The 13,243-nt window shown below is 60.3% G+C and carries 7 protein-coding genes; 4 read left to right on the plus strand and 3 right to left on the minus strand.

Annotated elements, in window-relative coordinates; genetic code table 11:
• The first annotated feature begins 293 nt into the window (after positions 1-293).
• Positions 294-2,741: a M48 family metalloprotease gene (locus J3U87_RS09165; protein ID WP_237382741.1), complete on the plus strand. Its 2,448-nt coding sequence runs from the start codon at positions 294-296 to the stop codon at positions 2,739-2,741.
• 81 nt (positions 2,742-2,822) lie between these two features.
• Here the strand turns inward: J3U87_RS09165 and J3U87_RS09170 are convergent, their stop codons facing one another.
• Together J3U87_RS09170 and J3U87_RS09175 are read right to left on the minus strand one after the other, a co-directional pair.
• Positions 2,823-5,774 carry a M64 family metallopeptidase gene (locus J3U87_RS09170; protein ID WP_237382742.1) on the minus strand — a complete coding sequence of 984 codons (2,952 nt, stop codon included), beginning with the start codon at positions 5,772-5,774 and terminating at the stop codon, positions 2,823-2,825.
• A 1,170-nt stretch (positions 5,775-6,944) separates the two neighbouring features.
• Positions 6,945-7,427, minus strand: coding sequence for a GFA family protein (locus J3U87_RS09175; RefSeq protein ID WP_237382743.1), 483 nt, complete (start codon positions 7,425-7,427; stop codon positions 6,945-6,947).
• A 603-nt stretch (positions 7,428-8,030) separates the two neighbouring features.
• Here J3U87_RS09175 and J3U87_RS09180 point away from each other — a divergent pair.
• From J3U87_RS09180 to J3U87_RS09190, 3 genes are all read left to right on the plus strand, one after another.
• Positions 8,031-8,423, plus strand: coding sequence for a VOC family protein (locus tag J3U87_RS09180; RefSeq protein WP_237382744.1), 393 nt, complete (start codon positions 8,031-8,033; stop codon positions 8,421-8,423).
• Between the two features lie 144 nt (positions 8,424-8,567).
• Positions 8,568-9,704, plus strand: a complete 1,137-nt coding sequence (locus J3U87_RS09185) for an AAA family ATPase (protein ID WP_237382745.1) — start codon at positions 8,568-8,570, stop codon at positions 9,702-9,704.
• On the plus strand, positions 9,704-10,402 hold the full coding sequence (locus tag J3U87_RS09190; protein WP_237382746.1) for a DUF3226 domain-containing protein: 699 nt from the start codon (positions 9,704-9,706) through the stop codon (positions 10,400-10,402). Before J3U87_RS09185 ends, J3U87_RS09190 begins: the two co-directional genes overlap by 1 nt.
• 58 nt (positions 10,403-10,460) lie before the next feature.
• Here J3U87_RS09190 and J3U87_RS09195 read toward each other — a convergent pair whose 3' ends face one another.
• Positions 10,461-12,947, minus strand: a complete 2,487-nt coding sequence (locus tag J3U87_RS09195) for an outer membrane protein assembly factor BamB family protein (RefSeq protein WP_237382747.1) — start codon at positions 12,945-12,947, stop codon at positions 10,461-10,463.
• Between the last annotated feature and the right edge of the window lie 296 nt (positions 12,948-13,243).

Consider the following 13,243-nt stretch of genomic DNA (forward strand, 5'->3'; position numbering starts at 1 on the left):
CCCGGAATTACCGATGCCGGACCCTTGGCCCCATCGACCGCCTTCCGGCCCATTTCCCGACGGCCTTCCGCCCGTGAAGACAGACGCGGGTTTCTCACGAGACCGATACGATCAAATGCTTTAATGCATACTATCCGGGTTGGACGATCGAGTGACCACCATCGTTTCTGCTCGAGGAAGGGGCGTTGGCCAAAGAACGGCCCCTTTTGCGCGGGTCGCTTCCGGATGTCCGCCCGAGCGTTCGCTCGCGTCAAACCACAGCATCCTCGATTTCGAGGCGAGGGAGATCCAACGTGAAGCAGACAATCAAAGATTATGTGGCCGCTTCGGGGCTCGGCACCTATGTGGATGGCGTTTCCCTCAAGGGCGATTTACCGATGGCCGGCTTGAGCAATCCCTGCCTCGTTCTCAGTCATCGCGGCCTGTTTCTCGTGGCGACCAAGGTCGGCATGCACGGCTGGCATCACCAAATCCAGGAAGGCGAGTTGCGCTTGGAAGAACGCCTGCTGGGCGACCAGATCCACTGGAACGGGAACACCTATGCCATCCCGCGCGGTTCCGGCGACAAAGTCAAACACCTGGTCGCAACCGCGCGTCTGGGTACCGTGCATCGACCGCCGCTCCCCCCACAACCACCGCTACGACACGTAGGCGCCATCTCGGCCATCGCCAAAACCTGGCTACAAACCTGGCTGGAACCCGGGGAAACGATTCTGGTCTGGCTGGAGAGCGCCGATGCGCACAAGTTTTCCGAGGGCCCGCTGCCCGAGACTTCCCACTACTGGCATTTCCTGCTGACGGATCGTCGCTCGGCGCGGGTGGCCCTTTCCAGTGTCGGCGATGTGGCGGTTCACCTTCTGCCACCGCTGGCACTGGAGGTGGCGGACGGCATCCGAAATCCCGAAGTGCGATGTGGTTCCGAGTCGTGGCCCGCGAGTCTCAACAATGCCGGGCTCCATCGCGAGATCGCCAACCTCCCGCTCCACGGTCCGGCCTCGCGCCGTTACGAGATCGCACGCCTCAACAAGGTACTCGGCAGCAAAAAAGAGCGCCACGCCGCCACCGAAATGCTTGCCTCGGCCTACACCGGTGGAGAGCCGCGAGCCGGCCTGGCCCTGTTCCTCCTCGACGAGCAGGAAGATCGACGCCCACCGGTTTCCGATTGGTTGGCGCAGCTTCCGAATACCGACCCGGAGGGTCTGGGCCTGATCACCTTCAGCGAGCTGTGGCAACTCGACCTGGACCAACAACTCCTTCTGCTGGATACCCTGCTGGCCAACGAGCATCTGCCCAAGATCTGGTCTCTCCCCTTTCACCGCCACGTGCACGAGGCAGACTTGGCCAGGGAAAAGGAACCCTTCCGCCAGGCTGCGCTGGATATCGCGTTCGGCGCGCACCTGATCCAGGCGGGTCTCGCCGTGGAGGCCGGTCCCTTGCTCGAACGCAGGTTGGCCGAACTTCCCAGTGAAGAGTTGGCCGAGCTGTTGCCCCCTCACGAGGAAGGTGCGCGTCAGACCTTTCGCGTTCGGATCCTCGAACTGCTGTTGAAGATTCATCGCGAAAACCGGGAGCGACATCTCGCACTGACCCAGCGACTCGTGACGCTTCAACCGCTGGATCGCGCGCGCCTGCACATCCTCGCCGAGCCATCGTCCAGCCCGGCCTCGCACATGGCGCAAAACGTTTTGGCCCTGCTGCAGAAAGGCGGATTGTCCCGCCAGCCGGAAAAAGAAGCGCCCCCGGCCGAGGCGCCACAGCCCCTGGAAGAGGAGGTGTGCCTGAACGTCCTGCAGCATCCGCTGGTGCGCGAAGGAGGCACCCTCAACAGGCTGCAGAGCGCGCTGGCCAAGATCGAGGTGCCGGATCGCAGTGCTCTCCGCGATTATTGTGAACGGTTGCGCCAGGTTCGGGTGCCGGCCGTGGAGGCTCTTCAAAGTGCGGTCAGCGACGCGGCGCTCATGATGGGCGTGCCGGGCCTGGAAGTCTATGTGTCGCGGGGCGAGAAAAGCATCGGCCTGCGGTCCTTCGAAGGTAAGCCGCCTTTCCTGTTGGTGGGCGGGGATCACGTGGATCCCGATTCCGACCTGTTCATGTCGGCTGACGAGATGCGATTCGCGATCGGCTCCGAAGTGGCCCATATCCGCTTCGGACACAGCCGAATCACCGCCTCGGACGTCTGGGCCGGCGCTTGGGACAAGGGCAAGACAGGCGTCGACATGCTCCTGAGCCTGTTGCCCATGTTCAAGAGCGTGGACATCCTGAACAAGTTCCGCAAGGTGGTGACCAAAGCGCAAGCCGGCCGTATCGGCAAGGTGCTGGGTGCGGTCGGCATGGCCGAAACGGCCGTGACCAAAATTCATGAGACCGGCCTCCTGAACCGCGGGGAAACTCCCAAACAGGACTTGTCTCCCGAAAACGCCGAGCTCTTGGCCGCCCATCGCGTCTTCCAGTTGACGGCCGACCGCGCCGGCCTCCTCCTCTGCGACGATCCACGAGCGGCCATCCGGGCCATGTTCCTGGTGCGATCCGACACCCATGCCGAGTTACCGCTATTGGAGCGGCACGGTCTGGAATCCTTTTTCTCGCGTCGCGACGAGAAAGGCGAACTGTTTCACGCCGACTTGGCCGTCAGGGTGGCCGCCCTGCTTTCGTTTTACCTGTCCGACGATTATCGGACCTTGCGTTCGGCCGTCTCGTGCGAGGCCGTGGAGATCACGAACCTCGAATCGCGTACCACATGACGAAAAGGGGCCCGACACCTTTCCAGCCTTCGTGGAAGGATAGGTGCCGAGCCCCGGTGCCGAACCAGAATCCGTGGGAACTCAGAGAAAAATGGGAATCCAGTCGCTGTATTCGGAGGAACCACAGTCGCTTACGGCGCGAGCCCGCACGTATTGGTAACCACTGTAACCTTGAACGAGGAAGTTGGTCTGACGAGATTCGCCCAAATCGGCCCAGGTACTGCCGGTCCAGATCTGGACTTCGTAGCGCGTGGCCCCGGTCACGGGCCGCCAGTACAATCGCGCCGAACCGCGCCCCGCTCCCTGATAGTAGAGACCGGTGGGTTTGTCCAGATCACCGGTGCAAGCGGATTCGAGTACCACTTCCAACCAGGAACTGTAACTCCCCGCGCCGCAGGCATTGACGGCACGCACCTGGACGTATTGGGTACTGCCGGTATTCAGCCCGGTGAAGCTGAAGCGAGGGGTCGTGGCGGTGCCGGCATCGGACCAGCCGTACCCGTTCCAAAGTTGTAGCGCATATCTCTCGGCACCGTCGACCGCACCCCAGGTGAGATCGAACGAAGTCCGCGAGACATTTTCGGCGCGCAAGGCGGTAGGTGTGCCGGGCGCACCGCTGCAACCACCGTCGAGCACCACATGGATGTAGTCGCTGTAGGTAGAGGCGCCGCAGGCGTTTTCGGCGCGGACCCGAGGCCATTGCTCGCTACCCGCTTCGAGCCCGGTGAAGGTGAAACGTGCGGCGGTGCTGGTGCCCGCCTCGACCCATTCGCCTCGAGGATCGCTCCAGAGCTGGAGCCGGTAGCCGGTGGCCCCCGTCACGGCGTTCCAGGCCAGGTCGAACGACGTCGATCCCACGTCGCTCGCCTCGAGGCCGCCAACCGTGGCCGGTGCGCCGTCGCAGCCGTCGTCGTCCAGTTTGACATAAAGGTCGTCGCTATACTCCGATTGGCCACAGGCGTTTTCGGCGCGCACCCGGACCCACTGCTCGCTGCCCGTTTCGAGGCCGGTGAAGGTAAAATCGGCAGTGGTACTGGTACCGGCTTCCACCCAATCGTCTTGGCTGCGACCCCACAACTGGAGCCGGTAGCCGGTGGCCCCGGCGACGGCGGTCCACGCGATGCTGAAGGACGTGGTTCCGTGGCTCGTTTCGGCTAGTCCGCTCGGTTTGACCAGGTTCGGGTCGCAATCGTCGCCGAGCCGTACTTCGAGCGCGGCGCTGAAAGGGCTGGCCCCGCGATCGTTGAGCGCGCGAACCCGCACGCGTTGGGTGCTGCCCTCGGGAAGCCCCGAAAAGGCATGGTGCGTTTCGGTGGTGCGCGCCTCTTGGCGCCACTGCCCGTCGACCTCGCGTTCGACCTCATAACGATCGGCACGGTCGGCGGTCCGCCATTCGAGAGTGAATGCGGAGGCGGAAATATCCCGAGCGCTCAAACCCTGCGGAGTTTCCGGCTCCTGTGGATCTCCGCCACCACCGCCGTGGACCACGACGGTCCAGCTCACGCTCGCCTTCAGGTCGTCGTTCGGATCCAGGCGAACCTTCTCGGTGAGGTCGGCGGCTTCGGCCAGGAGGCTGTGATTCCCCTCGGACAGACCCTGGGCGGTCAGATCGAACGAAGTGCCGGTGCCGCGCTCGAGGCCATCCACCAGCCAGCGAACCTGAATGGTGTCGCCCCGAGTCCCTGGCACCTCGACGGCGAACCTCATGGTCTCGCCGTCATTCAACTCCACCTGATTCCGATCCGGCGTGCGGCCCGTTATCGGCTGAATGAACTGGTACATGCGCAGAATCAACGCTTCTTCGTTGACCGCGTGGAACGGGCGCCCCAGGGTGCGCATCATCGAGTTGTCCGTGGGCCGGTATATGCCGGTCGTACAGTAACGGCCTCCTTGGAACAGCCCAACTTCGGCGCCGCGGTCCCCGGTCGTCGGGATCGGCGTGGAGGCGTCGATCCAATGGTTCCACTTGATGGCATCGCGACGGGTTTGTGCGGTGACGTTGCGCTCCGAGGGCTCGCGTCGGTCACAACGCTCGGAGTTGTAGGTGTATTCGTCGGCCAGCCGGCCGAAGCTGTGGCCGATCTCGTGAAGGGCCAGATCGACAGTCTGGCCATTGGTGGAGATGACCGAGACGGCGCCGCCGGACCCACCGTACTCGTCGTCGTTGACGATCACGATCAAGGTGTCGCGAGCGTCGGCCGCCAATACCCGGCCGGCCACGGATTGGACCTCGTTGGTGTCGACACAGATCAAGCGTTGGACACCGCCGCAGTTGTAGGTGCCTTCGAAAGCGGTGTCGCGGTACTGGCCGAGTTCGGGATGGTCGACTCCCGACTGATTGCTCACCGCATCAACCCGCAGCACATTGAAGAAGTCGCGATAGCTGCGATAGGGCTCCGTGTCGAAGTAGCTCTGGATGACGGTATCCACGTCGCGGGCATAGTCGCCCAACTCGGCACGGGTGTAGCCATCGCCGAAAAACACGATATCGATGCGATCCGAGGAGTCGCCGTTATCGATCACGCGAACCACGTCCGGATCCGCTTTGCCGAGATCCATGCGATCTCGCGTGGGCTCCCGATTCAGATCGTAGGTGCGGACATGCTCGAGCTGGTACGCGTCGCCCTCGAATCTGGGGCGATAGACCACCAGGTGATCCAGACTTTCTTCGTCGGGCAGCACCAGCGTCAATTGCCCGCCGGTTCGCGTTACCGTGCGACGCGTGACGAAGGCACCGGTTTGCGGATCGAACAGTTCGCCCCGCACCAGATTGGGGTCGGCCACCACCTGGCGGTGTATTTCGCGGCCTTCCGCATCGACCGCCACGACGACCAACTCCGCTTCGGAGATGGGTTCGGTGGGCCGGACCAAGGGCCCGCCACCGCGTATGATATTGCGCTGCAGAATGGCACCGGCTTGGGTTTTGTTCAGGCTCGGGCCGGGCAACTCGAGAACGAGTTCCAACCGGTCGGCCGCAAAGGCTGTGATGAACGACAAGAGACAGCCAAGGAATGCGATGTGTTTGAGACGCATCTCTCCCCCTAGTTCCAAAAACATTTTTCTGAGGTGTGAAGAACCGCCGAGAACACAGCTCGAAAAACCTGCCAGAAGGATGAGGAAGCGAGATGGGATCGAAAAAACGCCCAATCGAGGCAATAAAACGCGGGCCCGTCGCATGGAGAGGACGTGCGGTGGACCATGGCCTCCTTCATCCATCACACCCAACAGAATGGTCGATGACGTACGCATTTTCTTTTACATATCGTTTACAATAAAATCACACTAAAACCCTTGATAAAAAGGCTTTATACCCAAAACACCAATACGTATCCAATTACATCTTTTCACAAATGCGACAGACATCACATTCCGGAGGCGTCGTTCCAAGCCCGCATTGCGTGGCTGAAGGTGCGACCGGACGTCGCTGCGTGGCTGAAGGTGCAACCGGACGTCGTCGATGGAAAGGGATTGCGTCAGGAATCGGATGTCCGATGGGACCCTACCCCGGAACGCGACGTGGCACGGGACGGGCTCCTGCCCCGGGTCGCGCTGAAGGTGCGACCGGACGTCGCTATGGACCACAGCTTATTTAGAACGCGGGCCTTTGGCCCGCCACCAGCAGGCACCCCAAAGGGGTGAAACAATACAGCGAAGGGTGAGGTGCCGAAGAGGCACCGTAACCCTGGTTGTTCGGGGTTCCCGAACCCCAGCCCTGAAGGGGCGGCTCCGCGAAGGGTCCACCGAATGTGACGTGAACTCCGCAATCGACCACGGCAGTGACGTCAATTTGGGGGGCCTTCGTAGTCCCGTCCCTCCAGGGCAGGATGCTGGAACCCCAGACAACCAGGGTTGCGTCGCCTCCGGCTCCTTAACCGGACCGCCTTCGCTGTAATGTGTGACCCTTACAGGGTCCCTGCAGGTGGCGCGCCTTCGGCCCGCGTTTTAAATTTTTTGTGGTCCAAACATGGGTTTGGCCATCCCTCCAGGATTGGCCCGGGACGGCGTTCATGTAAACATGGGATCCATCACCAACAGCGGTCATCCCAACCCTAGGGTATGCCTGGATGTGCCTCGTCCGCCGCGAATCGAAAGCCTGAATGGTCACCGACGCGGCCAATCCTGAAGGATAAGTCCCGTACATGGCCACCCTTCGAGCCTGGCGCCGAAACATCCCAAAGCGATATCAGCGCACCACTCGGTGCTTCAGGTATGCACCAACATGAAATTGCGGTCGGGCACGATCGGCGTTTCGGGATAGGTCAGGGTCACGTCCCCGATCCAGTGATGGCGCCGGCGATCCAGGCGGGTCTCCAGATCTTCCCGACTGTAATCGGCCTGTACGATGTTGGCGCTCGTCGCGCAAAATCCTTCCAACGTGTTGGCGTTGATCACCGCATAGTGTTCTTCGTCGATGGTGCTGGTGACGAAGGGGGCGACACCACAGCGGCCGCAGAGGTAGAAGTCGGAAGTGTTGGTACCGAAGCGGTATAGCCGAATCGCGTCGGCATCGTAGACCTCGGCGATCAGGACACCTTCGGGGTGCGCGGCATAGCGACTGCCGTTCTTGGTGCAGAAGCGACATTTACAGGCGCAGGCGGTCAGCGCTTCCAAGGGCTCCGGCGAATAGTAGCGGTAGTGGATATTCCCGCAATGGCAACAACCGTCGAGTTTGTAGAAATGATCCATGATGCCTTCTCACGTTCTGACCCAAAGGGCACGTTCAGAAAATGGGGGTTGTAAGGGTTGGCGCAGGCGTGGATCGAATAGGGCCTTGGTAACGGGATTTTGCGCGAAAACTGAGACCGCGGCGACTGAGGTTGCGAGGATCGGCGACGAGCCTGAACCCCCGGGAGAAGTGGGACGTGACAAAGGACCGGCGTCACCCACTGAAAAATCCCCGGCGTCAGGGAACAGGGCCATCGTCCAAGAAGAGACGGTGTGCTTTCTTCATCATCCAGTGTTGATCGAACACCCCAATCTTAAAATGGAACGCCGCGTTGAGACAACTGAATATTGGTCCAGTTTTCTTCGAACGACAGATATCATAATTTCGTGGCCGGAAACGGTCGTCCTGCCGGCATGACGAACAGCGCCACACCACCGTTTCGCCCATTCGGCTTGATCGGATGCGGGCGAAGTGTTGTGATAGGTACCTCACCTCCGATATTCAATCGCCACGGCCGGCTCCGCGAGCCTACCGCCGAGCCCTTCTCGGATCCCTCTCCGGAACGGTGTTTTTTCGCGTTTGATGTCAAGCGGTTGACCAAATCACACACAAGGACGGACCACATGAGTGAACACGAGGCACCGAAAGTCGGCAGCATCGGTTGGATCGATCTGACCGTCGACAACGCGGACGAGGTTCGCGACTTCTACAAGGAGGTCGTCGGTTACAAGACATCGGAAGTCAGCATGGGCGATTACGCCGACTATTGCCTGAACGTACCGGAGACCAACACCCCGGTGGCAGGCGTTTGCCACGCGCGCGGGGAAAATGCGAATCTTCCCGCCCAATGGCTGATCTACATGACCGTGGCCGACCTGGACGCCAGTCTGGCCGCGGTAGAGGCACGCGGCGGCAAGATCGTCGTACCGGCAAAAGGCTTGGCGGGCGGTCGCTTCGCGGTGATCACCGACCCCGCGGGCGCCATCTCGGCGCTCTACCAACCCCCCTCATCCTGACCAAGCGAACTCGGCTGTGGATTCCGGAAAGGAGCCAATCGGCCGAGTTCATCCGATTCCCTTTCGACAAACGCTTGAAGCACTGGCACATGGGTCGGGTTTCGTGGAGAATGGAGTGATCAAGCTTGCAGGAGCTGTTGGGGCATGCTGGACTCGTTATTCGTCAAAAATTTTCGTATTTTCGAAAAGCTCGAGATCGAAAAGCTCGGCCGAATCAACTTGATCGTCGGTCGCAACAACACGGGCAAGAGCTGCCTGCTCGAGGCCCTGCACATTTATGCCCAACGCGCCGATTTGGGTCTGCTGGCCTCCTTGAACCGTATCCGCGAGGAGGACTGGCTGTTCAGATTTTCCCCAGAAGAATCCCAGGGTCTTTTCGTGGAGGATCATCCGTTTCGATTTTTCTTTCACGGTGCAGACTTGACGGCTCCTCGCAACCATATCGAAATCGGCGAGATCAAAAATCATCAGGCCCGGCTCAAGCTGAGCATCGTTGATTCCACTCGTTCCGGGCAGGGCTCTCTGCCCTTGGAGAGTTCCGACTCGATTGCCGATCGAGCCAAGAGAAAGAGATCTGCCTTGATGATGAAGGTAGATTTCGGTGGCATAACGGTATATCCCTTCGACCTGATTCAAGATTTCGAGCGGCGTCTCCTTGCAGAGCGTCCTGCGAATCGATTCCTTTTCAATCGCACGCACATGTCTGATGTCCAGGTTAGCCAATTGGTGTTCACCGGCGATCTGAATGTCAAAACCGTGCAGACTTGGTGGGATCAAGTGAATTTGTCACCGGAGCATCGGGAGCGCGTGTTCGAAATGCTTCGTTTGATCGAGCCGGACCTCCGGGAAGTGGTGTTTGTAGGGCACCTCCGCCAACCGACCGCCATGGCACTGCTGGGAAAAGAAAACCGCCACTTGCCACTAAAATCCTTCGGCGACGGAATGAACCATCTCTTCCACATCGCGTTGGCTATGGTCAACAGTCGCGGCGGTTTCCTGCTCATCGACGAATTCGAAAACGGACTGCATTATGCCGTCCAACCCGAGATATGGCGGGCGATATTTACTTTTGCCGAAGCGTTCGACGTTCAGGTTTTCGCTACAACCCACAGCATGGACTGCATTTCGGCTTTCAGAAGCGCTTCTCGAGAACGCGAGGACGCCTTGCTGTTCCATTTGGGAAGAAGCCGTAAAAAAAGTGAAAAAGGTCGCATTGTCGTCGCATCTTACGACCACGAGGAACTGGCACTCACCGATTTGGCGGAAATGGAAGTGCGCTGATGACGAAAAAAGCGGTTCTTTTGGTGGAAGGTCAAGGGGATGTGCTTTTTTTCCAAGCTCTTCTGCGCAGAGAAGGACTCCTCGACGTCGTCGATATCGAACCGCCTCGTTCCTTTGGATTCCCAAGTGACTCGGTCTCGCTGTTTCCCAAGCTCATTGAGATCCTAGTTGGCAAACGCATGAGCACCGGCAATCTCGATTATCTGGGCGTTGTCGCAGACGCCGATCACACCAGCGGTGGGGGCGTCGATTCCAGGTGGTCGGCAATCACCGAAGCACTAAAGAAACAGCGCTATCGAATTCCGAAAAATATGCCCAAACTGGCGAACACCGGAAGCATCTTCAAGAACACCGATGGATTACCGCCAGTAGGTCTGTGGCTCATGCCCAACCACGCAAACAACGGGATGCTGGAGGACCTGATTCTCGGTGCCGCCGATCGGGAGAACCCCGAGCAATCATCCCTGCTGAACTACGCAGACCGGGTAGTGACGGATTTACCAACTCGATTGTTCGGATCGACCCACGAAAGCAAAGCGAAGACCTATAGCTGGCTGGCCTGGCAGAAACGGCCGGGTCAGACTTTGGATGTGGCGATCAACGGCGAATTGCTGGACGCCGAAAACACATCGCTGAAAGGCCTCGTCGCATGGCTCCACCAGGTGTTCCCGGGGCTGAGCAGAAACAAACGACCATGAACCTGAAACAGGTCGAGAAAACCAGACGGCGTTCCTGCCGCCTGGTCGATTTCGATGGTTACATGCTGTCGTTTTTCAACGGGAACAGGGCGGACATGATGTTGCCGGTGCGGTTGCGCCAACTGGTCCAGTCCGTGCCCTCGGGCACTTCCTTTTTGGTCACCTTGTAACCCTTGCCTTCCAGGAACTTGGCCATTTCGCGATTGGCTCGCGACAGGTCCCAGGCCTCGTCGGGGTTGCGGAGATCGTAGGCACTCCAACCAAGGTGGAACTCGAACTTGGCATCCGCCGCCTGAGCCAATTGGGGCGTGACCATGCCGTAGACGTAGTCCATGAACATGCCCGATTCGGTGCCTACCTTGGCAAATTGCTTGGGGTGCCCCAAGGTGATCATCAGCGCGTTCAAGCCCGTTACCCCGAATCCGATGTTGGCTCGCTGGTCGGGCTCGGATCGGGTGCGGTACTTTTCGTCGACGAAGGTGCACAGTTCCTCGGCGATCATGGGCCCATACTGGCGGGCCTCGAACGACGGGAACATGTCGACCAGGACCACGATGGTCGGTGCCACGGAGTCGCCGATCAGGTGGTTCAGCGCCTGGGGCCACTTGCCCTTTTCACGCGTCGCCTTGCCGCCGTGCACGATGGCCAGCGGATAGCGCTCTTCGCCCTTGTCGTACCCGGCCGGCAGGTACACGTCGAACGCGACCTTGGCTTTCAACTTGGCGCTTTCGATCTCGTGGCGTTCGAGCTTGCCGCGACGCTCGGGCGCGGCCTCTTTGACCAGGTATTCGGGCGACTGCCATTTGGGCATCGACAGGACGCTCATCGGCACGGCTTCGCCGGTGAAGCTCATCTCCATGTCTTTGCCGACCATGGTCGTCACGGTCTTGTTCGGGTTGCGCGGATCATCGACCATTTCACCGTAGTTGACGATGAACAGGTAGGCGACCATGGCGTCGAGCGGCAATTGCATCGAGTAGTAGAACAGGTCGGTGCCGGCCAGATGGTGCATGGCGCGTTCCTGACGAGCGCCGAACATGTCGCCGGCCAGAGCCACGTCCTTGGCCGATCCACGATACAGGAAGTGCACCCAACCGTCGGATTCGACGATCGGCATGGTTTTGTGCTTGGCCAGGAAGGCGTCCACCAGCTTGGTCTTTTTGGCCGACGACTTGGCGCGACGGACCTTCGCCAGGAATTTGCCGAAGTCCGTGCCCTCGGCACGTTCGGTCGCTTGATCGAGACTGACCGCCATTTCGGGTTCGACGACATCGAGGCGCGCCAATTGGCCGAAACTGCGGGTGATGATGCTCCCGGCCGCGAAGCCGGGCGGGCTCCAGGACTGTTTGGAGAACGGCTCGAGGCGCGCCTTCTCGCGAAACGCTTCGGGCGACGCCTCGGCCACGTGCACACTGCCCTGTTTGGTCTGCAGGACCAGGTGACCGTCGACCAAAATCAGGAACCCGTCACCGGGAGGCCGGGAACGCCATTTGGGCTTGCCGTCGGCGACGTCGACACAGGTGAGAAAGCGGCTGGAGTAGGCGTAGAGGTGTCCCTCGTGGTAGATGGGCACGTTGTAACTGTTGCGAATGGCCCGGGTTTCCCATACCTGTTCGAGTTGGGGCTTGCCGTCCACGGTCTTGATTTCCACCAAGGTGGAGGCATCGTCCTGGTGGGCCAGGAAAATGCGCGACTTGCCGCACGGCACGGGGATCAGACTGGTGGCACCGCGGCCGCCATTTCCGTTGTGCGCCAATTCGAACAACAACTCGCCCTTCTTGGGATCGATGGCGAACAGCTTGGTGTCTCCGGCGGCCAACAGAACGTCGCGATCCTGGTAACGCCAGGGTACCAATCCCTGGTAGTTGATGCGATCACTGCCAACCATCCACAATTTTTCACCGGTCTTGGGATCGAAGCCGCCAATGGCGGTGCCTTCCCCACCCAGCAGCATGACCAGCACGCCATCGGTCACCAGCGGCGAGGCCCCGAAACCGTACCAGGGTTTGGGAATTTTGTGGGTTTCCTGTACGTCGACCTGCCACAGTTCCTTACCGGTCTTCAACTCGCGGGCGAACAGTTTACCCTGGGCACTGATGCTGAAGACGTGGCCGTCGTGGATGGCAGGGGTCGCGATCGGTCCGTCGTGGGAGCCGTCGTGACCCTTGTACATGGGGCCGATCTCGGCGCGCCACAGCTCCTTGCCGCTGTCCATCGCAAAGCCGGCGACGAGGTCGTTGGTTCCATCGGTGAACATGGTGACGACGACGCCCTCATCGGCGACGCATCCGGAATAGCCGCTGCCGAGCGGTGCGGTCCAACGGGTTTCGAGCGCCAAATGACGCTTGCCCTGAAAGACGCCCTGCTCCTTGGAGACACCATCGACGGCGGCGCCGCGGAAGGCGGGCCAGGACTCGGCGTTGCCGGCGATGAGCGACAGGGGAAGCAGAATCAAGGGGAGCACGAACGAAAGGGGTAGAACGAATCGGAAACGCCGACGGAAGAGCGACGGCGCCTGGCGGGGGTAGATGATCTTCGCAGACATGATGCTTTTCTCTCCATCTGAAAATCGACGCCTTTTCCCGCCCTCGCAAAACATGGGGACATGGCGGTCACCACCTGAGTGTTCCGCATCCAACGGGCCCAGCGAGCGTCTGACTGGTTTCCTCCTAACAGTGAGTCGGGGGTGGTTGCACGGGCTGGTATCGCATCCGCGGATTCGGCCTGGACGCACGAGAAAGGACAGGCTCCGCGGGCTGTTGCCGGCAATCGGGATCGAATGCAAATTAGGGCCACCTCCCAAAGAACGGATCATGGATATCTGAGATGGACCGAGGGTTC

The organism is Sulfidibacter corallicola, from assembly GCF_017498545.1.
In the GTDB taxonomy this organism is placed as follows: Bacteria; Acidobacteriota; Holophagae; order Acanthopleuribacterales; family Acanthopleuribacteraceae; genus Sulfidibacter; species Sulfidibacter corallicola.